Below are 21,114 nucleotides of genomic sequence, written 5' to 3'. Positions count from 1 at the left end.
TCACGGACGGACTTCCACCCGAAGTCCTCTGCCCTGTCCTGCCAAAGACCTAGGGCACCCCCGAACCCTTGCCTGTGAGGGAACCCCCTTCGACTGAGGAAGGCGGCGACATGACCGACCCCAACGCCATCCAGCCGAGCGAGCTGGACCAGCTCCCGGACCGCGACCCCGAGGAGACCGCCGAGTGGCAGGCCTCCCTGGACGCCGTGGCCAGGGAGGCAGGCCCGCATCGCGCCGCGTACCTGATGCGCCGCACGCTGGAGCGCGCCGAGGCGGGCGGCATCGCGCTGCCGAAGCTGCTGGAGACGGACTACGTCAACACCATCCCCACCTCCGCCGAGCCGGCCGTGCCCGGTGACCCGGAGCTGGAGGCCCGCATCACCGCCTGGAACCGCTGGAACGCGGCCGCCATGGTGACCCGGGGCAGCAAGCACGGCGTCGGCGGCCACATCGCCACCTTCGCCTCCGCCGCCTGGCTCTACGAGACCGGCTTCAACCACTTCTTCAAGGGCAAGGAGGGCGACGGCTCCGGCGACCAGCTGTACATCCAGGGCCACGCCTCCCCCGGCATCTACGCCCGCGCCTTCCTGGACGGCCGCCTGTCCGAGGCGCAGCTGGACAACTTCCGCCAGGAGGCCGGCGGCAACGGCCTGCCGTCCTACCCGCACCCGCGCCGGCTGCCCTGGCTGTGGGAGTTCCCCACGGTCTCCATGGGCCTCGGCCCGCTGTCCGCGATCTACCAGGCGCGCTTCAACCGCTACCTGACCAACCGCGGCATCAAGGACGTCTCGTCCTCGCACGTGTGGGCGTTCCTCGGCGACGGCGAGATGGACGAGCCGGAGTCGACGGCGGCCCTCGCGCTCGCCGCCCGTGAGGAGCTGGACAACCTCACCTTCGTCATCAACTGCAACCTGCAGCGCCTGGACGGCCCGGTCCGCGCCAACTTCAAGATCGTGCAGGAGCTGGAGGCCCAGTTCCGCGGCGCCGGCTGGAACGTCGTCAAGACGCTGTGGGGCACCGCCTGGGACGAGCTGTTCGCCCTCGACACCACGGGCGCGCTGGTCCGCCGGCTGCGCCAGGTGCCGGACGCGCAGGTGCAGACGTACCAGACCCGCGACGCCGCCTACATCCGCCAGGACTTCTTCGGCGCCGACCCGGCGCTGGTCGAGATGGCGAAGCTGCTGTCGGACGACAAGATCCTGGAGTGCTTCCACCTCTCGCGCGGTGGTCACGAGGCCCGCAAGGTCTACGCCGCGTACAAGGCGGCCGTCGAGCACAAGGGCGCGCCGACCGTGATCCTCGCCCAGACGGTCAAGGGCCACACCCTCGGCCAGGGCTTCGCGTCCAAGAACGCCAACCACCAGATGAAGAAGCTGACGGTGGACGAGTTCAAGGCGATGCGCGACCTGCTCGAACTGCCGATCAAGGACAGCGACTTCGTCGACGGCGTGGTGCCCTACGGCCACCCGGGCGCCGACTCCCCCGAGGTCCGCTACCTCCAGGAGCGCCGCGCGGCCCTGGGCGGTCCCGCCCCGGCCCGCCGCACGCACCCGCTGGCCCCGCTGCCGGCCCCCGCCGAGAAGGCGTTCGCCTCCTTCGACAAGGGCTCCGGCTCGCAGAACGTGGCCACCACCATGGCCTTCGTCCGCCTGGTCAAGGACCTGGTGCGCGACAAGGAGACCGGCAAGCGCTGGGTGCCGATCGTCCCCGACGAGGCGCGCACCTTCGGTATGGAGTCGCTCTTCCCGTCGCTCGGGATCTACTCCCCCAAGGGCCAGACGTACGAGCCGGTCGACCGCGACCAGCTGATGTTCTACAAGGAGGCCAAGAACGGCCAGATCCTCAACGAGGGGATCACCGAGGCCGGGTCGATGGCCGACTTCATCGCCGCGTCCACCGCGTACGCGACGCACGGCGAGGCGATGATCCCGTTCTACATCTTCTACTCGATGTTCGGCTGGCAGCGCACCGCCGACCAGATGTGGCAGCTCGGCGACCAGCTCGGCCGCGGCTTCCTGGTCGGTGCGACGGCGGGCCGGACGACGCTGACGGGCGAGGGCCTGCAGCACGCCGACGGCCACTCGCCGGTGATCGCCGCGACCAACCCGGCGGCGCTGACGTACGACCCCGCGTTCGCCTACGAGATCGCGGTGATCGTGCGCGAGGGCCTGCGCCGGATGTACGGCGAGGCGCAGCCGGGCGAGGACCAGAACGTCTTCTACTACCTGACCGTCTACAACGAGCCGCTGCCGCAGCCGGCGAAGCCGGGCGTCGCGGGCATCGACGAGGGCATCGTCAAGGGCCTGTACCGCTTCAACACGGCGGAGTCGGCGGGCGTCACCGTCCCGGCCAACGCCCCGCGCATCCAGCTGCTGGGTTCCGGCACGGCGATCCACTGGGCGCTCCAGGCGCAGAAGCTCCTCGCCGAGGAGTGGGGCGTCGCGGCCGACGTCTGGTCGGCGACCTCCTGGTCCGAGCTGCGCCGTGACGCGATGGAGGCGGACGCCGCCCTGCTGCGCGGCGAGGAGCGCGTGCCGTTCGTGCGCCGGGCGCTCCAGGGTGCCGAGGGACCGGTCCTCGCGGTCTCCGACTACATGCGCCAGGTCCCGGACCAGATCGCGCAGTGGGTGGAGCAGGACTGGTCCTCGCTGGGCGCGGACGGCTTCGGCCTCTCCGACACCCGCCCGGCGGCCCGCCGCCACTTCGGCGTGGACGCGGAGTCCATCGTCGCCGCCGCCCTCGCCCAGCTCGCCCGGCGCGGCGAGGTCAAGGCGACGGCGGTGAAGGAGGCCCGGGAGAAGTACGGCCTGTAGTCACCGGTCGGCAGGATCCGGGGAAGGGGCACGGCGGCTCGCCGTGCCCCTTCCTTGTCGGTGCCGCCCGGCATGATGTCCCCATGCGTGCGGCGCGGCTCATCAAGATGGTTCTGCTTCTCCAGGCGCGGGCGTCCATGACCGCCGGTGAACTGGCGCGGGAGCTGGAGGTGTCGGAGCGGACGGTGACACGGGACGCGGTGGCGCTGTCCGAGGCGGGGGTGCCGGTGTACGCGGACCGGGGGCGGGCCGGCGGGTACCGCCTGGTCGGCGGGTACCGGACGCGGCTGACGGGTCTTGGCCGCAGCGAGGCCGAGGCGCTGTTCCTCAGCGGGGTGCCGGGCGCGCTGCGGGACATGGGGCTCGCGGACGCGGCGTCGGCGGCCCGGCTGAAGGTGTCGGCGGCGCTGGTGCCCGCCCTGCGGGACGCCCCGCGCACGGCGGCCCAGCGCTTCCACCTGGACGCGCCCGGCTGGTTCCGCGAGCCCGAGACCCCCGCGCTGCTGCCGGCGGTCGCCGAGGCGGTGTGGGACGACCTGTGCGTCACGGCCCGCTACCGGCGCGGCGACGGCGAGGTGGAGCGGCTGCTGGAGCCGTACGGGCTGGTGCTGAAGGCGGGCGCCTGGTACCTGTGCGCCCGGGTGCCGGACGCGGACGCCTTCCGTACGTACCGCGTCGACCGCTTCACCGCCGTCGTGCCGGCCGACACCGGCTTCCGGCGCGACGAGGACTTCGACCTGCCCGGCTACTGGGTGGCGCAGGCGGAGCGGTTCGCACGGTCGATCCTGCGCGCCGAGGCGGTGGTGCGGCTGTCCCCGGAGGGCGTGCGCAGGCTGCCGTACGCCGTCGAGGCGCTGTCGGCGCGGGAGGGGCTGGCCGGTGCCGGGGAGCCCGACGAGGCGGGGTGGGTGACGGTGACGCTGCCCGTGGAGTCGGAGGAGGTCGCGCACGCCCAGCTGACCGCGCTCGGGCCGGAGGCGGAGGTGCTGGCGCCGCGGAGCCTGCGGGAGCGGTTCGCGCGGGACGCGGCCCGGCTCGCGGAGCTGTACCGGGGCGCGGGGGCGTGAGCGGCGGTACCTCCGCGTGCGTCCCGGGGGCCGAGGCCCGATGCTGGAGCGGTGATGGACGAGACGGAGTTCTGGGCGCTGGTCGACACCACCCGTGAGGCCGCCGGGGGCGATCCCGAGGAGCAGGCCGAACTTCTGGTGGACCGGCTGGTCCGGCTGGACCCGGAGCAGGTCCTGGACTTCGCCCGTCACTTCGAGGCCCGCTACAACCGCGCCTGGCGATGGGACCTGTGGGGCGCCGCCTGGGTGCTGCTGGACGGGGCCGGCGACGACGCGTTCGACTTCTTCCGGTGCTGGCTGATCGGCCAGGGCCGGGAGGTGTTCGAGGGCGCCTTGCAGGACCCGGACGCGCTGGCGGAGCTGCTGGACGACTTCGACGAGGAGGTCGACGGCGACGGCGAGGAGCTGGGCTACGCGGCCGACGAGGCGTACGAGCGGCTCACCGGCACCGTGGCGGCCGACCTGGGTCTGCCGCCCGCGCCCGCGGAGCCGGCCGGCACCCCGGTCGACTTCGAGGACGAGTCGGCCCTCGCGGCGCGCTACCCGCGGCTGTGGGACCGGTTCAGGGGCTGAGGCCGGTCCGGCCCTGGAGGCGCGCGGCCGTCTGTCTGATCTCCGGCAGGCGGGCGGTGAGGGCGGCGCCGGGGCAGCTGGTCATGAAGCCGTCGTCGTGTCCCGACACGGCGGGCAGGGTGGCGGTGGTGCCGGCGGGGAAGCGGCTGCGGCCGTTGCTGGAGACCAGGCGCACCCGGGTGCGCGGATCGACGTCGGACAGGCCCAGCTTCCAGGCGGCCAGCGTGGCGATGGCGTCGGTCAGTGCGTGTGGCACCGGCACGCCCGCGGTGAAGGTGCCGATGGCGGCGATCCCGGCGGTGCGGTGGTTGAAGCCCTGCGCGTGGGCGCCGACGACGGGCCGGTCGGCGCCCCCGGCGCGGCCCTCGTAGACGGTGCCGCAGCGGTCGACGAGGAAGTTGTAGCCGATGTCGTCCCACTGCCGCAGGCCGGTCTGCCCGGCGTACAGGCGGCGGATGATCTCGGGGGTGTCGGCGCACCGGTAGCCGTTGGGCGAGTCGGTGTGGTGCACGAAGACCGCGATCACCTTGTCGTCGTAGCGCGGCGGCGGCTGGGAGTGCCCGAGGGTGGTGCCGGCCCAGACGGAGCGGGGCACGACGAGCGGCCGGCCGGCGCGGTGGGCGGCGGCGAGGCGCCCGAGGTCGAGGGCGGCGGGCCGGTCGGGCGGGACCCGTGCGGGACCGGTCCCGCCCCACGCGTGCAGGGCGAGCACGAGGAGGGCCATGAGGCCGGGCAGGGAACCCGGCAGCACCAGCGGCGGGCCGGGGAACCGCGGCAGCCGCGCGGCGCGCACCGACCGGATTCCCCGGGCCCTCCCGAGGCGGCTGGCCCTCCGGGTTCTCCGGTCTTCCCGGGCCGTTCCTCGGGCCGTTCGGGCTCTTCGGACGAGGGACATGGCCCCCACTCTCGGCCCGCCCGCACCCGCCCGCGATGTGCGCTGTGCCACCTGGCGGAACCATCGTCCCGGTCCGGGACGTTTCCGGTGGTACCGGCACGCGTGGCCGGTTCGCCACCGGCGGCCGATCATGTACCTGTGACCGTTCGACGGGCCCGACGGCGCGTGCCGGGCCCGAGAGAAAGGCGGCTCCGTGGACCTGCTCGACCTGCTGCTGGTGCTGGTGATCCTCCTGTACGCCGCGTCGGGGTACCGGCGTGGCCTGGTGGCCGGCTGTGTGTCGCTGGCCGGGTTCGTCGGCGGCGCGGTCGTCGGCGTGTGGGCGCTGCCCTGGGTGACGGGCCACGTGGCCCGGGGCTCGGCGGCGGCGACCGTGCTCGCGGTGCTGACCGTGCTGGTGCCCGCGGCGGTGGGGCACGAACTGGCGGGCCGGCTCGCGCTGCGGCTGCGCGGCGGTCTGGACCGGGGGCCGCTGCGGGTGGTGGACGGGATCGGGGGCGCGGCGGCCAACGCGGTGGCCGTGCTGATCGTGGCCTGGGTGGCGGCGAGCGTGCTCAGCGCGGCCCCCTCGCCCGCTCTGACCACGGCGATCCGGGACTCCTCGCTGCTGGGCGCGGTGCAGCGGACGATGCCGGACACCACCCCCGCCTGGTTCTCCCGGGCCACCTCGGCGCTGACGGACGCGGGTTTCCCGCAGGTCTTCAACCCGTTCGAGAACGAGTCGACGGCCCGGGTGCCGCGCCCCACCGGCGACAGCGTGACGCCCGCCGCGACGAACGCCGCCAAGCTGAGCACGGTGAAGATCGAGGGCGTCTCGGGCAGCGAGGGCCGGGAGGGCAGCGGCTTCGTCTTCGCCTCGGAGCGGGTGATGACCAACGCGCACGTGGTGGCGGGCATCGCGCACCCGAGCGTGCGGGTGGGCGGGGTCGGGGAGGCGTACCCGGCCCGGGTGGTGCTCTTCGACCCCGACCGGGACGTGGCGGTGCTGTACGTACCGGGGCTGCGCGCGCCGGTGCTGCGCTTCGACACCGGTGCCTCGCGCGGGGACTCGGCCGTGGTGGCGGGCTATCCGCAGGACGGCAGCCTGAACCTGCAGGCCGCGACGGTGGGGAACCTGGTGCGGGCGACCGGGCAGAACATCTACAGCGACGGCGCGGTCACCCGGGAGATCTACTCGATCCGTTCCACGGTCCGGCCGGGCAACTCCGGCGGCCCGCTGCTGACCACGGACGGGCGGGTGTTCGGGGTGGTCTTCGCCCGCTCCACCTCGGACGCCGAGACGGGGTACGTGCTGACGGCGGCCGAGGTGGCGCCGGACGCCCGGCGGGCGGCCACGGCGACAGAACCGGTGGACACGGGCGCGCTGGTGGGCTGACGCGGCCCTCAGGGCGTCACAGGGAGCGGCCCATGCAGACGTCGTCCACGTAGGCGCCGTCGAGCAGGAACTCGCCGGGCAGGACGCCCTCCACGGCGAAGCCCTCGGACTCGTAGAGCCTGCGGGCCGGGGTGTTGTGGCCGAGCACGCGCAGGGTGAGGCGGCGCGCCCCGCGCGCGCGGGCCTCGGTGACGGCGGCCCGGATCAGCGCCCGGCCCACTCCCCGGCCGCGGGCCTCCTCGGCGACCGCGAAGCCCTGGATGCTGAGCACGTGGGCGTGGGAGGCGAGCGGGATCGTCTGGGCGAGGCGGACGTAGCCGGCCACGCGCCCGTCCACCTCGGCGACGAGGAAATCCCCGACGGGGTGGCGCTCGCCGAAGAACGGCGGGTACGGCGGCTCGGGGCGGGGCGTGACCGCGTGCAGGGTGGACCACAGGGTCCCGTCGAGGAGGGCGAGGTGCTCGTCGTCGTCGGGCACGGCGGGGCGTATGTGCGGCTCGGGCATGGTGATCACCTTAAGGCCGCGGTTCCCGGCGGCCCAGCGGGTTTCCGCGGCGACGGCGGGGGGCACTCTGCGAGGGCTCCGCCGTGGCGCGCGGGGGTGCTCTGCGGCCCGCGGAACGGATGTGACTGAATGCGACCTCTATGCGACCGTGCCCTGTCGATGCGCGACTCCTTACGACCGATCACGGCACCGATACTCGACGCGAACTCGGGTATCCCTGGGGCCGGTCGGGGCGTGTCGCCTCCACCGGCCGCGCAACCACAGCAGGAGGGGCCTCGTGCTTGAGCCCGCGAACCAGGTGGACGTCGTCATCGTGGGAGCCGGAATCGCCGGTCTCTCGGCGGCACACCGGCTCACCAGCGCAGGAGTAACGACCGCAGTCCTGGAGGCCGCCCCTTACGCGGGCGGCCGTATGTCGACGGAGAAGGTCGACGGTTTCCGGCTCGACCGCATCGGACAGCTGCTGTCCACGTCGTATCCCGCACTCCGGCTGACCCCGGGGCTGGACTCCCTGGTCCTGCGGCGTTTCGCGCCGGGCGTCCTGCTGCACCGCGACGGGCGCGTGCACCGCGCGGGCGCGCCGGCGGGCGGAGGGAGCGCAAGGGGCGCACTGCATGTGGTGCGCGCCCTCGCGAGCGCCCCGAGGGGGGCCGCGGCGCCGCCCGGCCGGGGCGGGGCGCCGGTGGGCGGGGCGATGGACCAGGCGCGGCTGGGCGCGGCGCTGAGCCGGCTCGCCGCGACGCCGGTCGAACGGCTCCTCGCCCGTCCGGAACTGCCCGCCGCCCAGGCGCTCGCGGCCCGCGGCGTGCCGGCCCGCACCGTCGACGGCTTCCTGCGACCGCTGCTCGCCGCGCTGCTGTGCGACCCGGGGCTGACCACCTCCAGCAGGTGCGCCGACCTCGCGCTGCGCGCCTTCGCGAGCGGGCGGCTGTGCGTGCCCGAGGGCGGCGCGGAGATGCTGCCCGAGCTGCTCGCGCGGGCCCTGCCGCCGGGCACCGTGCACACCGGGGTGCGGGTCACCTCGGTCTCCACGACCTCGGTGGCCACCGCCGAGCACGGGGAGATCCGCTGCCGGGCGGTCCTGCTGGCGACCGACGCGCGCGCCGCGGCGGAACTGCTGCCGGGGCTCAGGGTGCCGGAGTTCCACCCGGTGACGGTGGTGCACCACACCACGGACGAGCCCGCGGCGGCGTTCGCCACCGGGTCGTCGCTGCTGCTGGACGCGGACCGTGGCGGGCCGGTGGCGCACACCTCGGTGCTCAGCAACGTGGACCCGAGCCGGGCGCCGGCCGGGCGGGTGCTGATCTCCTCGACGGTGCTCGGCACGCCGCCGGAGGGCGTGGACACCGCGGTGCGCATCCACCTCTCGCGGCTGTACGGCACCTCCACGCGCCGCTGGGAGACGCTGGCCGTGCACCACACCCCGGAGGCGGTACCGGTGATGCGCCCGCCGCACGACCTGCGGCGCCCGGTACGGCTCCTGGCCGGCCTCTACGTCTGCGGCGACCACCGCGACACCAGCACCGTCCAGGGCGCCCTGCACTCCTCCCACCGGGCCGTGCGGGCCCTGTTGACCGATCTGGGCGCCGCCGGCTCCATCCACCGGGCCGACCCCGCGCCCACGCTGCCCGAGGCGGCCTGAGCCGGCGGTGCCTCAGCCCAGCACCGCCGCCTTCTCCCGGTAGGACCTGACCGGGGCGGCGTCCTTGTGGGGCTCCAGGCGGCGTTCGAAGTCGCGGATGTACTCGATGGCCCGGGCGCTGCGCATGTCGGCCGCCTGGGCCGCGGCCTCGGCCGCCAGCGCGCAGGCCTGGTCGAGTTCGCCGAGGCCGAGCCGGGCCGTGGCGAGCACGACCCGGCAGAACAGCCGGCTGCGGGCGTACGCCGGGGACCGCAACTGGAGGGACCGCTCGGCGTGCTGGGCGGCCGCCCGGTACTGCTGGAGGTCCCGGTGGCAGTGCCCCAGCTCGTCCGCGAGCTGCGCCTCGTCGAAGAACCGCGCCCAGTACGGCACGTCGTCACCGGGCCGGGCCGCCTCCAGCGCGCGCTCGGCCCGCACCAGCGCCGCGGTGCACGCCCGCACCTCCCCGAGCACCGCGTGCGCCCGGGCCTCGGCCGCGTGCAGCAGCGACTGCACCGCCGGCGGCCCGCCGGTGCCGATCCCCTGCTGGGCGACCCGCGCCAGCTGCACCGCCTCCCTGCCGTGCCCGAGGTAGACGGCCTGCCGGCTCATGGTGACCAGCACGAAGGAGCCGTAGGGCCGGTCCCCCGCGGCCTGGGCCAGCCGCAGGGCCTGCACGAAGTACCGCTGGGCCAGCCCGTGCGCGGCGATGTCGTACGACGTCCAGCCCGCGAGCCGGGTCAGATCGGCGGCGGCCGCGAACAGCCGCCGCCCGGTCTGCTCGTCGTAGCTGCCGCGCAGCATCGGCTCGCACTCGTGCTCCAGGTAGCGCACCAGCGCCTGCCGGGCGTGCCCGCCGCCGAACCGGTCGTCCAGGGCGCGGAACAGCTCGCCCACCGAGCGCAGCGCCGCGATGTCGCCGCCGCCGACCCGGTGGCCGGGGACGCGCTCCAGCGGTCCGCGCGCCCGCGTCCGGGCCACCGGCGCCGCCGGGCCCCGCACCGGCGCCCTGACGCCGGCCGGCCCGCCCTGCGCGGGTACCCGGGGCGCCGGCTCCCGGGCCACCCGGTCGTCGGGCCGGCCGATCAGCCAGTCCCGGCTGGGCACGACGAGCCCCGCCGGGGTGAACGCGATCTTGCGCAGCTCGGCATGGCTGCCGGAGTCCTTGCGCCACAGCCCGCTGACGATGTCCACGGCCTCCTCCGGGGTGGCCGCGAACTCCAGCCCGGCGTACACCGGCGCACACGCGTCCAGGCCGAGATCCTGCGCCGTGAGCCGGCGTCCGAGCCGGCGGGTGAACACCTCGGCGATCAGGGCCGGGGTCGTGCCCCGGGGCTGCTGACCGCGCAGCCAGCGGGTGACGGAGGTCTTGTCGTATCTCAGGTCCAGGCCGTGTTCGAGGCCGAGCTGGTCGACGCGCCGGGCCAGACCCGCGTTGGAGAACCCCGCCTCTGCGATGAGCGCGGCGAGCTGACGGTTGGGGGTGCGCTGCGCGGGTCGGTCCGTCATCTGTGGTGCGGTCTCCTGCCTCCGGGCCAGTGAAGTGCCGGGATTGCCTGTGAGCAGCCCATTTGGCCGTACGAACGGCGCGAATGTAGCGGAGAGTGAACACCGGCTCGGATGCTTCAGCGTTCATTCATCCGTTCGTGTGAGGACCGCCCGCAGGGCTGACGTGCCACGGACGGACGTACAGTGGCGTGGGCGCGTGACATGCCTGACACCGAGGGAGGCGCTTGCCGTGAGTGAGTTGCGGTTCGTCCGCATGGGGTTCGGCGCGGATGCCGTCGACTACCAGGAGGCCTGGGACGAGCAGCGCCGCGTGCACGCGGCCCGGTTCGCCGGCGAGATCCCGGACACCGTGCTGCTCCTGGAGCACCCGCCCGTGTACACGGCCGGGCGGCGCACCGAGGACAGCGAGCGTCCGCTGGACGGCACCCCGGTCATCGACGTGGACCGCGGCGGCAAGATCACCTGGCACGGCCCGGGCCAGCTGGTGGGCTACCCCATCCAGCAGCTCCCGCGCCCGGTGGACGTGGTCGCGCATGTGCGGCGCCTCGAAGAGGCCCTGATCCGCACCTGTGCCGAGTTCGGCCTGGAGACCACCCGGGTCGAGGGCCGCAGCGGCGTCTGGGTGCTCGGCGACCCCGTCGAACAGCGGCCCTCGCTCGGCGGCCTCTCCCTCGACTTCGACCCGCGGCTGACCGACGAGGAGTTCGACCCCCGGCTGAACGGCCCCGAGTACGCCCCGTCCAACGCGGGCCAGCGCCGCGAGGACCGCAAGATCGCCCAGATCGGCATCCGCGTCGCCAAGGGCGTCACCATGCACGGCTTCTCGTTCAACGTGAACCCCGACATGAAGTGGTTCGACCGCATCATCCCGTGCGGCATCCGCGACGCGGGCGTGGCCTCCCTCGCCGGGGAGCTGGGCCGCGAGGTCACCGTCGAGGAGGTCGTGCCGGTGGTGGAGAAGCACCTGCGCGAGGTCCTGGAGAACGCGGACCTGCGGCCGAGGCCGATCGAGAAGGCGTCGGCCTGACCGACCCCGCCGAGGGGAATGCGCCCTGCGGTCATGAGGTTGTCTCATCGCCAGGGCGTGCAGAACACGGGCGTACCCTGGGGAACGCCGAAGAATCAAAGCTGAGGGAGCCGGTCGTGTCCGCAGTCGCACCCGACGGACGCAAATTGCTGCGCCTGGAGGTCCGCAACAGCCAGACCCCCATCGAGCGCAAGCCCGAGTGGATCAAGACCCGGGCGAAAATGGGCCCCGAGTACACCAAGATGCAGAACCTCGTGAAGAGCGAGGGCCTGCACACGGTCTGCCAGGAAGCCGGCTGCCCCAACATCTACGAGTGCTGGGAGGACCGCGAGGCGACCTTCCTCATCGGCGGCGACCAGTGCACCCGGCGCTGTGACTTCTGCCAGATCGACACCGGCAAGCCCGAGGCGCTGGACCGCGACGAGCCCCGCCGCGTCGGCGAGTCCGTGGTCACCATGGACCTCAACTACGCCACCATCACCGGTGTCGCCCGCGACGACCTCGACGACGGCGGCGCCTGGCTGTACGCCGAGACGGTGCGCCAGATCCACCGGCAGACGGCCGGGCGCGAGGGCGGCCGCACCAAGGTCGAGCTGCTGGCCCCGGACTTCAACGCGGTCCCGGAGCAGCTGGCCGAGGTCTTCGACTCCCGCCCCGAGGTCTTCGCGCACAACGTGGAGACCGTGCCCCGGATCTTCAAGCGGATCCGCCCCGGCTTCCGCTACGAGCGCTCCCTGAAGGTGATCACCGAGGCCCGCGACTTCGGCCTGGTCACCAAGTCCAACCTGATCCTCGGCATGGGCGAGACCCGCGAGGAGATCAGCGAGGCGCTGAAGCAGCTGCACGAGGCCGGCTGCGAGCTGATCACCATCACCCAGTACCTGCGCCCCTCCGTGCGCCACCACCCGGTGGAGCGCTGGGTCAAGCCGCAGGAGTTCGTGGAGCTGAAGGAGGAGGCCGAGCAGATCGGCTTCTCCGGTGTGATGTCCGGCCCGCTGGTGCGCTCCTCGTACCGCGCCGGCCGCCTGTACCAGATGGCGATCGAGAAGCGGGGCAGCTACGTCGCCAGCCAGGCGGTGTGAGCGGCGCCCGGTTCCAGACGTGTGAATTCGCGCACAAGTAATTACCGGCCGGTAGTGGCCGACTCGACGCGGTCCTGACCGTCCTCGCTGATGAGGGCGCCCGTCAGGACCGCGTCGGCGTTCGCGGCCGCCCCATCGGGGTTTCACCGGCGTTTGACCGGTCGGACACGCCCTGGTAACACCGTTCAGTGACGCTCTTATCACGATTCGTACACCGCCCGCTCCCAGGGGGTATCCCGGTCATGCAGGCCCCGCCGGTACGCGCCACCGCCCTCCCGTCCCTCACCGACGCCCTGCGCGCCGTCGAGTCGCTGCTGATGAGCGGCGGCCAGCGCACGGCCCGCCGCAACGCCTGGAACTCCGTCCTGGAGGACCGCCGCCGGGCCAGGGACCGGGTGGAGGCGCAGCGCTTCCTGGAGCGGTCCGCGGACCGCCGGTAACGCCCCGCGCGCCCGAGCCGCCCGCGCGGGCACTGCCGTCGTCCGCGCTCCCGGGGCCACGTAGACTTCGTGGCATGGCGAGGAAGGAAACCGCGGCGGACGCCGCGAATGCCGGGCGACTGAAGCAGATCGCCCTCACGTACCGGATGACCCGCAAGGTCGACACCAAGATCGGCCTGGTGCTCGCGGCCGTCGGGCTCGGCACGCTCGCGGTGTTCCTCGTGATCGGCTTCTTGATCGGCCACCCGGTGTACCTGGGCATCTTCGGTCTGCTGGTCGGCCTGCTGGCGACGGCGGTCGTGTTCGGCCGCCGGGCCGAGCGGGCGGCCTTCGGTCAGATGGAGGGCCAGCCGGGCGCCGCGGCGGCGGTGCTGGACAACGTCGGCCGGGGCTGGACCACCACCCCGGCGGTGGCGATGAACCGCAGCCAGGACGTCGTGCACCGCGCGGTCGGCAAGGCCGGCATCGTGCTGGTCGCCGAGGGCAACCCGAACCGGGTGAAGAGCCTGCTGGCCGCCGAGAAGAAGAAGATGAACCGCATCGTCGCCGACGTCCCGGTGCACGACATCATCGTGGGCACTGGCGAGGGCCAGGTCGAGCTGAAGAAGCTGCGCACCACCATGCTCAAGTACCCGCGCGTGCTCACCGGCCCCCAGGTCACCGCCACCAACGACCGGCTGCGCGCCCTGGGCGACCTGATGAGCAACATGCCGGTGCCGAAGGGCCCGATGCCCAAGGGCATGAAGCTGCCGAAGGGCGGCCCGCGCGGCCGCTAGGCTCCGCCCACGACGCGCTACGACGAAGGGGGCGCCCGGTGTGACACCGGGCGCCCCCTTCGTCGTACTCGCGCGGTACGGCGGCTCAGGCGCGGACCTCCACGGTCTTCGCGAGCCGGTCGTGCAGGCCGCGGCCGTCGCGGTCCCAGACCAGGGCGGGGATGGCGAGGCAGAGCAGGACCGTGCGCAGCAGCGAACGCAGCGGGTTGACGGTGCCGGTCTCCAGGGCCACGACCCGGATGCCGAACAGGCGCTTGCCGGGGGTGAAGCCGATGGTGCCGACCGTCAGGACGCTCATCACGAAGAAGACGCCGAGCGCCCAGTTGCTGGTGGCCTGGCTGTAGCCGTGCGTGATCAGGCTGTATGCGATCAGGACGCTGAGGCCCCAGTCCACCGCGATGGCGCCGAGTCGCCTGCCGGGCCGGGCGAGGGAGTTCGGCCCGTCCTCGGGGAGACCCAGCTGTTCGCCCCGGTACCCGAAGTCCGCGCCGGCCTCTTCCATGGCCGCGCGCGGGCCGGAGAGCCACGATCCGATTGCCTGCCTGTTGTCCACCCGACCACGGTACTGCGTCCGTATATGACCGGGGGACGCCGGGGTATCCGGGGGCTACGGTGGGAAGCGTGGCCGGTTAACTTCTGCGAAACAATCGGGTCACGCCGGAGAAATCACCCGTCCCTAGGGTCAGGACGAACGTGCGCCACCGCACTGGCCGCACGAACGATCTACCACCCCGGCGAGGACGGTCGGGAGTAGGAGGAGCTGGATGTTCCAGAACGCCGACGAGGCCAAGAAGTTCATCGCGGACGAGGACGTCAAGTTCGTCGACGTCCGTTTCTGCGACCTGCCGGGCGTCATGCAGCACTTCACGGTGCCCGTCGAGGCGTTCGACCCGGACGAGGAGCTGGCCTTCGACGGATCGTCGATCCGCGGTTTCCAGGCCATCCACGAGTCGGACATGGCGCTGCGTGCCGACCTGTCCACGTCCCGTGTCGACCCGTTCCGCCGGGACAAGACGCTCAACATCAACTTCTTCATCCACGACCCGATCACGGGCGAGCAGTACTCCCGTGACCCGCGCAACGTGGCCCGCAAGGCCGAGGCCTACCTCGCATCCACCGGCATCGCGGACACCGCGTTCTTCGGTCCCGAGGCCGAGTTCTACGTCTTCGACTCGGTGCGCTTCCAGACCAGCGCCAACGAGTCCTTCTACCACATCGACTCCGAGGCGGGCGCCTGGAACACCGGTGCGGTGGAGAACAACCGCGGCTACAAGGTCCGCTACAAGGGCGGCTACTTCCCGGTCGCGCCGGTGGACCACTTCGCGGACCTGCGCGCGGAGATCTCCCTGGAGCTGGAGAAGTCCGGCCTGAAGGTGGAGCGCCAGCACCACGAGGTGGGCACGGCCGGCCAGGCGGAGATCAACTACAAGTTCAACACGCTGCTCGCCGCCGCCGACGACCTCCAGCTCTTCAAGTACATCGTGAAGAACGTCGCCTGGCGCAACGGCAAGACCGCGACCTTCATGCCGAAGCCGATCTTCGGCGACAACGGCTCGGGCATGCACGTCCACCAGTCGCTGTGGAGCAACGGCGACCCGCTGTTCTACGACGAGGCCGGCTACGCGGGCCTGTCGGACATGGCCCGCTACTACATCGGCGGCATCCTCAAGCACGCCCCGTCGCTGCTGGCCTTCACCAACCCGACGGTGAACTCCTACCACCGCCTGGTGCCGGGCTTCGAGGCGCCGATCAACCTGGTGTACTCGCAGCGCAACCGCTCCGCCGCGATGCGCATCCCGATCACCGGCTCCAACCCGAAGGCCAAGCGCGTCGAGTTCCGCGCCCCCGACTCCTCCGGCAACCCGTACCTGGCCTTCTCGGCCCTCCTCCTCGCGGGCCTGGACGGCATCAAGAACAAGATCGAGCCGGCCGAGCCGATCGACAAGGACCTCTACGAGCTGGCTCCCGAGGAGCACGCGAGCGTCGCCCAGGTCCCGACCTCCCTCGGCGCCGTCCTCGACGCGCTGGAGGCGGACCACGAGTTCCTGCTCCAGGGCGACGTCTTCACGTCCGACCTGATCGAGACCTGGATCGACCTCAAGCGCACCCAGGAGATCGCCCCGCTGGCCCTGCGCCCGCACCCGCACGAGTTCGAGCTGTACTTCGACGTGTGACAGACCCCCACGCACACCGGGGCCGCCTCCCGTGGGAGGCGGCCCCGGCCGTGTCTGTGCGACGGTTCGGTGCCGGTCAGGGCACCACGACCACCACGACCGGCGTGTTGCCGTAGCCGAAGCGGTTGAAGCCGTTGTTGAAGAAGAAGCCGCCGCGGTTGAAGCCCCGGTTGAAGCCGAAGCAGTTGTGGCCGTAGCAGCCCCGGTTGGTCGTCACGTGGGTCGGGGTGGCCGCCGACGCGGACCCGGCGGTGGCTATGGTGGCTCCGCCTGCCAGCAGAACGCCGACGGCGGACACCGCCGCGAGACGCCTCGCGCGCTGTGCTTTCATCGAACTGCCCTCCTTCCATTCCTCCCGCGCCGCCTCGGGCACGGAAAGACGGCCGCGGCATCCGCCGTGGGCGGGACGCGGTCTGGGTGGTGCCGCCTGGATTCAGGAAGCAGGGCTGACGTTCCCCTGGTCGGCGGGGATGGCGCACGTCCGGCGCACCCTGCGGCGCGGCTCTGCTGAAAATGCTAGCGGCCGGGTGCGGACCCGGCATCCGGACGCGGGGCGGCCCAGGCCCGGGGAGGCTGTGCAACCTTTCGGCCTTCCCGTGATTCCTACTTCCGGGGATCATGCTCCCCGCACGCGCCGAGCGAGAGAGGTCGACCGGGGAATGGCAGAACAGGACGAGTGGGAGCGGGAGTTCGATCAACGCTGGGCGAACTCCGCCGAGCACAAGGAGCCCTCCGCCCGGGCCCGGATGCTCGCCGCCCGCTGGAAGGAGAACCCTCCGGACCCGGCCCCGTTCCGCGCCGACCCGGACAGCGCCCGCCCGGAGCGTCCCTCCTGGGTGTCGACGGCGGTGGTGCTGGGCTGCGTGGCCGCGGTGATCCTGCTGCTGGGTTACGCCCGGATACGCAACGGCTACTGAGCGCGTCGGCTTCCCGGCGGGGGCCCGGGACCGCTCCCACCGCTCCCACCGCTCCCACCGCTCCCACCGGGAAGCTTTGCCCGCAACAGGGACGTACGGGACCTGTTCATGGGAGGCGGCAGGTGCACACTGGACAGCGGGACGAGTGCCTGACTGCGGGGTGATGCGAGATGCGGAGCCGCTTTAGGAGCGACCGGCGACTGACCGTGCGGATGACGGTCACGATGTTCCTGCTCGGACTGCTGTACGTGGCCTTCATCGCCGCGCTGCTCGTGCTGCTGAGGTCCTGGCTGCTGGTCGTCGTCGTGATGGGCGCGATGTTCGTGGCCCAGTTCTGGTTCTCCGACCGGATCGCGATGTTCGCCATGCACGGGCAGGTCGTCGAGCGCGAGGAGTATCCGGAGCTGCACGCGGTGGTGGACCGGCTGTGCGCCATGGCCGACATGCCCAAACCGGTGGTCGCCGTATCCAACATGGACATGCCGAACGCCTTCGCGACGGGACGCAACCCCGATCACGCCGTGGTGTGCGTGACCACCGGCCTGCTGCGCCGCCTGGAGCCCGCCGAGCTGGAGGGCGTGCTCGCGCACGAGCTGTCCCATGTGGCGCACAAGGACGTCGCCGTGATCACCATCGCCTCCTTCCTGGGCGTGATCGCGGGACTGATCGTCCGCTTCGCCTTCTACTCGCAGCTGTTCGGCGGGGGCCGCAGGGACCAGAACACGGCCCTGGTCTTCGCCGGCGTGATGGGTGTCTCGGCGGCCGTGTACGCGATCAGCTTCCTGCTGATCCGGGCCCTGTCCCGGTACCGGGAGCTGGCCGCCGACCGCGCCGCCGCGCTGCTGACCGGCCGGCCCTCGGTGCTGGCGTCGGCGCTGACCAAGGTCACCGGCGACATCGCCCGCATCCCGACCAAGGACCTGCGCACGGCCCAGGCGTTCAACGCCTTCTACTTCACCCCGGCCACCGGCAAGGAGCCCGGCATCGAGCGGTTCTTCTCCACCCACCCCACCCTGGAGCAGCGGCTGGAGCAGCTGGGCCGGATCTCGGCCGAGCTGGGCGAGGCGGCCGTGCCCGGGGAGGCCGACCGGGCATGAGCACGGCACAGGACAGGCCGGGAAACGGCACGGTACGGCGGAAGGCGGGCTGAGCGTTGGGGCTGCTGGACATCCTGCTGGGGCGGACCAAACCCGTCGCCCCCGATCTCGACCAGCTCTTCGCGCTGCCCTCGGCCGCCGTCACGCTCCAGGCCGCGATGGGCTTCACCCCGACCGGGACCGGGGCGGTGTGCTTCGCCACGGTGGAGGGCGCGGCCTTCGAGCAGACCCACCGGGAGGTGCAGGCGCTGCTGGACGCGGACGCCGACCGCGCCGGTTCGCCGGTGGAGCTGCGCCGGGACGACTACGGCTACTCGTGGCTGGTCTCCCGGCGCTCCCCCGACCAGCTGCCGCAGCTCGTCAACGATCTGCACGCGGTGAACAGCTCCATGGAGATCAACGGCTTCGGCCCGCAGCTGCTGTGCTCGCTGGCCGGCTTCACCGACGACTCGGGGCGCCGGCTGGCCCTGGTGTACCTGTACAAGCGAGCCGCCTTCTACCCGTTCGCCCCGCTGGCCGGGAGCGGTGAGCGGCGGGACAACGCGCTGGAGCTCCAGGTGAAGTCCACGCTCGCGAGCGATCTGCGGATCGAGCAGGACCTGGGCCGCTGGTTCCCGGTGTGGGGCGCGCCCGGGTTGTGACACCGGGGCTCGCGGGCTCCGGTGCCGGGGTTCGCGGGATCGGGGGCCTGATCCGTGAGTGAATGGCCCCCATGGGCGAACTCACGGGCTTCACGGGGCAGTACGACGGCGAGCGGCTCAGCGGGGTGTGCGGTGGTCCCCGCGGGCGGGCCACGGTGGTGCTGCTGCACGGGGCGGGCAACGGGAGCAAGGAGCGGCTGCTGCCGCTGGCAAGCGAGTTCGCCGCCGCCGGCTGTCACGCGCTGGCCTTCGACTTCTCGGGTCACGGCGAAAGCAGCGGCACGCTCGCGCGGTTGAGCCTGCGGCGCCGGTTCGAGCAGGCGGTGGCGGTGATCGACGCGCACGCGCCGGCGGCCGATCCGCTGCTTCTGGTCGGCTTCAGCATGAGCGGGCAGACGGTCGCCGACCTGGTGCGCCACTACGGCGGCCGGGTGGCGGGGCTCGCCCTGTGCGCGCCCGCCGTCTACGCGCCGGACGCCTGGGATCTGCCCTTCGGGGACGGCCGGGGCCGGTTCACCGAGATCCTGCGCACCCCGGACAGCTGGCGGGACTCCCCCGCGCTGCGGGTGTACGGGGCGTACGCGGGCCGGGCGGTGCTGACCGTGCCCGGCACCGACACGGTGATCCCGGCGGCCGTGACCCGGGCGCTGCACGAGGCGCTGTCCACGCGCGCCGACTGCACCCGGCTCGAACTCCCGGACGCCGACCACAGGCTGGGCCTGTGGTTCCGCGAGCACGCGCGGGACCGGCGGCGGCTGGTGAGCGCGCTGCTGACGGCGCCGGGCGGGCCGGCCGGCGAAGTGCCCGGCGCCGTCGTGGATCAGCGGTTGTAGCGCATGAACGCCCGCACCATGTGGCACGTGATGTCGGACGGCGGGCGCATGCCGATCGTCTCGGCGGTGGCGCGGATGGTGTCGTTGCCCGCCTGGTCCGGCAGGTAGGTCCCGGAGTCGAGCAGGGCGATGGCCAGGCGCATGGCCTTCAGGCGCCGGTTGTGCGTGACGTACCACTCCCGGGGGCGGCCGGCCGGCAGGGGCCGCTTCGTCAGGGGCTCGTACGGCGAGTCGAACAGCACGGGACGCTTGGCGGTGGACTGGGTCGGCGAGGGCTTCGGCTGTAGGGCGGCAGCGGGCACGGGCATCCTCCTGACGCGATCAGGGCACCGGCCGGCGAGCCCGGCGGCACCCTCGAACACTGCTTCTATTCTACGGCCGACCACTGACAAAAGCCCCTGGCCACAAGGGCTTTCGGGGCGCCCGGGACGCGGGTGACGGACGGTTTCTCGCGTACCGTGGGAGCATGGAGATCTGGATCAATCCGGCCTGTTCGAAGTGCCGCAGCGCGATCAGCACGCTCGACGCCGAGGGGGTCGAGTACACCGTGCGGCGCTATCTGGAGGATGTGCCGAGCGAGGACGAGATCAAGGCCGTGCTCGGGCGGCTGGGACTGGAGCCCTGGGACATCACGCGGACCCAGGAGGCGGTCGCCAAGGAGCTGGGCCTCAAGGACTGGGCGCGGGACGAGGGGTCCCGGGACCGCTGGATCAAGGCGCTCGCCGAGCACCCGAAGCTGATCCAGCGGCCCATCATCACCGCGGACGACGGGACCGCCCTGGTGGCCCGCACGGACGAGGCCGTCCAGGAGGCCATCGGTCACGGCCGTACCTCGTCCTGACCGACCGGGCCCCGCCCGGGGAACCGGCGCGCCGGGGCCTCGTCCCGGTCAGTCGCGGGCGTCCAGGAAGGCGGCGAGCCGGGCCGCCAGGGCGGGTGGGGCCGACTGGGGCAGGGCGTGGTGGGAGATGCCGGGGAGCACGGCGGTCGTCACGTGCGGCAGCAGGGCCTTCGCGCCCGCCGTCACCCGGAGCGGATCGTGGGCCTTGCCGCCCCCGGCCACGAGCACCAGCACCGGCGCCTCCAGGGTGTGCAGCGCGTCCGGTGCCGGGCGCGGGCCGGTGACCGGCCTGGCGGCCGGGAAGCCGGCGGCGGCCTCCTGGAGGCGCAGCCAGTCGGGGTCGGGGGCCGTTCCCCCGGTCTCCCACTCCAGGAAGGCGCGGACCCGGCCCGGCGTGGGCCGCAGCAGCATCGGCAGGGCGTGCAGCACATAGCCTGGCCGGTACCCGGTGAAGCACTGGGTGGGGTCCAGCAGGAACAGGCGGCGGACCCGGCCGGGGGCGTGCAGGGCGTGGTGCAGGGCGATCCAGGCGCCGTACGAGTGCCCGCCCACGTCGGCCGAGGCCAGGCCCAGGCCGTCCAGGACCGCGTCCAGCCAGCCGGTCAGGTCGGCGACCGTGCGGGGGTGCCGGCCCGGCGGCGGCACGCTGAGGCCGGGGGCGCCGGGCAGGTCGGCGGCGTAGACCCGGCGGGCGGCGGACAGCGGCCCGGCCTGGGCGTACCAGGTGAGGGAGGTGGCCCCGCCGCCGCCCGGCAGCAGGAGCAGCGGGGGCGCGTCGCGCGGGCCGCAGGCGTTGACGCGGGTGGTGCCGTGGGGTGTGGGTATGCTCAGCGCCTCGCGGTCGGCGGGCCACTTCGCCCGGACCGCCTCGTACGCGCTGCGGAAGGCGTCACTGTCGTAACCGGTCACCGTACGGCCCCCTGATGTC

22 protein-coding genes are annotated in these 21,114 nt (G+C 73.0%); 15 read left to right on the top strand and 7 right to left on the bottom strand.

The features are described 5' to 3' along the window. Window positions 1–110 precede the first annotated feature (110 nt). From aceE to HZZ00_RS07100, 3 genes are all read left to right on the top strand, one after another. The gene (gene aceE, locus HZZ00_RS07110) at window positions 111–2,813 is read left to right on the top strand and encodes a pyruvate dehydrogenase (acetyl-transferring), homodimeric type (protein ID WP_180331410.1); all 2,703 of its coding nucleotides are present in this window, start codon (window positions 111–113) and stop codon (window positions 2,811–2,813) included. Window positions 2,814–2,896: 83 nt separating this feature from the next. Beyond that, window positions 2,897–3,880, top strand: a complete 984-nt coding sequence (locus HZZ00_RS07105) for a YafY family protein (protein ID WP_180331409.1) — start codon at window positions 2,897–2,899, stop codon at window positions 3,878–3,880. 54 nt (window positions 3,881–3,934) lie between these two features. Beyond that, complete coding sequence (locus HZZ00_RS07100) at window positions 3,935–4,453, top strand: DUF4240 domain-containing protein (protein ID WP_180331408.1); 519 nt, start codon at window positions 3,935–3,937, stop codon at window positions 4,451–4,453. Here HZZ00_RS07100 and HZZ00_RS07095 read toward each other — a convergent pair. Next, window positions 4,443–5,177, bottom strand: a complete 735-nt coding sequence (locus HZZ00_RS07095) for a peptidoglycan recognition protein (protein WP_180333416.1) — start codon at window positions 5,175–5,177, stop codon at window positions 4,443–4,445. The two genes, HZZ00_RS07100 and HZZ00_RS07095, sit on opposite strands and share 11 nt — an antisense overlap. A 364-nt stretch (window positions 5,178–5,541) precedes the next feature. Between HZZ00_RS07095 and HZZ00_RS07090 the strand changes: the two genes are divergently transcribed. Beyond that, window positions 5,542–6,723 carry a MarP family serine protease gene (locus HZZ00_RS07090; RefSeq protein ID WP_180331407.1) on the top strand — a complete coding sequence of 394 codons (1,182 nt, stop codon included), beginning with the start codon at window positions 5,542–5,544 and terminating at the stop codon, window positions 6,721–6,723. Between the two features lie 16 nt (window positions 6,724–6,739). Here the strand turns inward: HZZ00_RS07090 and HZZ00_RS07085 are convergent, their stop codons facing one another. Next, entirely contained in the window at window positions 6,740–7,228 is a 489-nt protein-coding gene (locus HZZ00_RS07085) for a GNAT family N-acetyltransferase (RefSeq protein ID WP_180331406.1), read from the bottom strand. Between the two features lie 277 nt (window positions 7,229–7,505). Between HZZ00_RS07085 and HZZ00_RS07080 the strand changes: the two genes are divergently transcribed. Beyond that, window positions 7,506–8,870 carry an NAD(P)/FAD-dependent oxidoreductase gene (locus tag HZZ00_RS07080; protein ID WP_180331405.1) on the top strand — a complete coding sequence of 455 codons (1,365 nt, stop codon included), beginning with the start codon at window positions 7,506–7,508 and terminating at the stop codon, window positions 8,868–8,870. 12 nt (window positions 8,871–8,882) lie between these two features. Here the strand turns inward: HZZ00_RS07080 and HZZ00_RS07075 are convergent, their stop codons facing one another. Next, a complete protein-coding gene (locus HZZ00_RS07075; protein ID WP_180331404.1) occupies window positions 8,883–10,358 on the bottom strand; it encodes a regulator in 1,476 nt (491 codons plus the stop codon). Between the two features lie 229 nt (window positions 10,359–10,587). Here HZZ00_RS07075 and lipB point away from each other — a divergent pair, with 229 nt between their 5' ends. The 4 genes from lipB to HZZ00_RS07055 all read left to right on the top strand — a co-directional run bounded on the left by lipB (window position 10,588) and on the right by HZZ00_RS07055 (window position 13,683). Next, window positions 10,588–11,385 carry a lipoyl(octanoyl) transferase LipB gene (lipB, locus tag HZZ00_RS07070; protein WP_180331403.1) on the top strand — a complete coding sequence of 266 codons (798 nt, stop codon included), beginning with the start codon at window positions 10,588–10,590 and terminating at the stop codon, window positions 11,383–11,385. 116 nt (window positions 11,386–11,501) lie between these two features. Further along, the gene (gene lipA, locus HZZ00_RS07065) at window positions 11,502–12,467 is read left to right on the top strand and encodes a lipoyl synthase (RefSeq protein WP_180331402.1); all 966 of its coding nucleotides are present in this window, start codon (window positions 11,502–11,504) and stop codon (window positions 12,465–12,467) included. Window positions 12,468–12,709: 242 nt separating this feature from the next. Continuing rightward, the gene (locus HZZ00_RS07060; RefSeq protein ID WP_070022020.1) at window positions 12,710–12,907 is read left to right on the top strand and encodes a hypothetical protein; all 198 of its coding nucleotides are present in this window, start codon (window positions 12,710–12,712) and stop codon (window positions 12,905–12,907) included. Window positions 12,908–12,981: 74 nt separating this feature from the next. Further along, window positions 12,982–13,683, top strand: a complete 702-nt coding sequence (locus tag HZZ00_RS07055) for a DUF4191 domain-containing protein (RefSeq protein WP_180331401.1) — start codon at window positions 12,982–12,984, stop codon at window positions 13,681–13,683. Window positions 13,684–13,768: 85 nt separating this feature from the next. On the opposite strand, the gene HZZ00_RS07050 is transcribed toward HZZ00_RS07055, so the two are convergent. Next, window positions 13,769–14,236 carry an RDD family protein gene (locus tag HZZ00_RS07050; RefSeq protein WP_070022017.1) on the bottom strand — a complete coding sequence of 156 codons (468 nt, stop codon included), beginning with the start codon at window positions 14,234–14,236 and terminating at the stop codon, window positions 13,769–13,771. Window positions 14,237–14,447: 211 nt separating this feature from the next. Here HZZ00_RS07050 and glnA point away from each other — a divergent pair, with 211 nt between their 5' ends. After that, on the top strand, window positions 14,448–15,857 hold the full coding sequence (gene glnA / locus HZZ00_RS07045) for a type I glutamate--ammonia ligase (RefSeq protein WP_070022015.1): 1,410 nt from the start codon (window positions 14,448–14,450) through the stop codon (window positions 15,855–15,857). Between the two features lie 76 nt (window positions 15,858–15,933). Here the strand turns inward: glnA and HZZ00_RS07040 are convergent, their stop codons facing one another. Beyond that, entirely contained in the window at window positions 15,934–16,188 is a 255-nt protein-coding gene (locus HZZ00_RS07040) for a hypothetical protein (RefSeq protein ID WP_180331400.1), read from the bottom strand. Between the two features lie 328 nt (window positions 16,189–16,516). Between HZZ00_RS07040 and HZZ00_RS07035 the strand changes: the two genes are divergently transcribed. The 4 genes from HZZ00_RS07035 (at window position 16,517) to HZZ00_RS07020 (ending at window position 19,345) form a co-directional block, all read left to right on the top strand. Next, complete coding sequence (locus HZZ00_RS07035; protein WP_070022013.1) at window positions 16,517–16,774, top strand: hypothetical protein; 258 nt, start codon at window positions 16,517–16,519, stop codon at window positions 16,772–16,774. A 170-nt stretch (window positions 16,775–16,944) separates the two neighbouring features. Then, the gene (gene htpX, locus HZZ00_RS07030) at window positions 16,945–17,871 is read left to right on the top strand and encodes a zinc metalloprotease HtpX (RefSeq protein ID WP_180331399.1); all 927 of its coding nucleotides are present in this window, start codon (window positions 16,945–16,947) and stop codon (window positions 17,869–17,871) included. Window positions 17,872–17,927: 56 nt separating this feature from the next. Then, window positions 17,928–18,512, top strand: coding sequence for a hypothetical protein (locus tag HZZ00_RS07025; RefSeq protein WP_180331398.1), 585 nt, complete (start codon window positions 17,928–17,930; stop codon window positions 18,510–18,512). 71 nt (window positions 18,513–18,583) lie between these two features. Beyond that, entirely contained in the window at window positions 18,584–19,345 is a 762-nt protein-coding gene (locus HZZ00_RS07020; RefSeq protein ID WP_257585701.1) for an alpha/beta hydrolase, read from the top strand. Here the strand turns inward: HZZ00_RS07020 and HZZ00_RS07015 are convergent. Continuing rightward, window positions 19,333–19,647 (bottom strand): hypothetical protein, encoded by a 315-nt coding sequence (locus tag HZZ00_RS07015; protein ID WP_070027640.1) that lies wholly within the window; start codon window positions 19,645–19,647, stop codon window positions 19,333–19,335. The genes HZZ00_RS07020 and HZZ00_RS07015 overlap by 13 nt on opposite strands. 164 nt (window positions 19,648–19,811) lie before the next feature. Between HZZ00_RS07015 and HZZ00_RS07010 the strand changes: the two genes are divergently transcribed. Continuing rightward, window positions 19,812–20,186 (top strand): arsenate reductase family protein, encoded by a 375-nt coding sequence (locus HZZ00_RS07010; protein WP_074992110.1) that lies wholly within the window; start codon window positions 19,812–19,814, stop codon window positions 20,184–20,186. A gap of 48 nt (window positions 20,187–20,234) precedes the next feature. Here the strand turns inward: HZZ00_RS07010 and HZZ00_RS07005 are convergent, their stop codons facing one another. Continuing rightward, window positions 20,235–21,095 carry an alpha/beta fold hydrolase gene (locus tag HZZ00_RS07005; protein ID WP_180331396.1) on the bottom strand — a complete coding sequence of 287 codons (861 nt, stop codon included), beginning with the start codon at window positions 21,093–21,095 and terminating at the stop codon, window positions 20,235–20,237. Between the last annotated feature and the right edge of the window lie 19 nt (window positions 21,096–21,114).

The organism is Streptomyces sp. NEAU-sy36 (genome assembly GCF_013423905.1).
Classification (GTDB): domain Bacteria; phylum Actinomycetota; class Actinomycetes; order Streptomycetales; family Streptomycetaceae; genus Streptomyces; species Streptomyces misionensis.
Note: the sequence above shows the minus strand (reverse complement) of the source record. Positions and strands in the feature narration are given on the sequence as shown.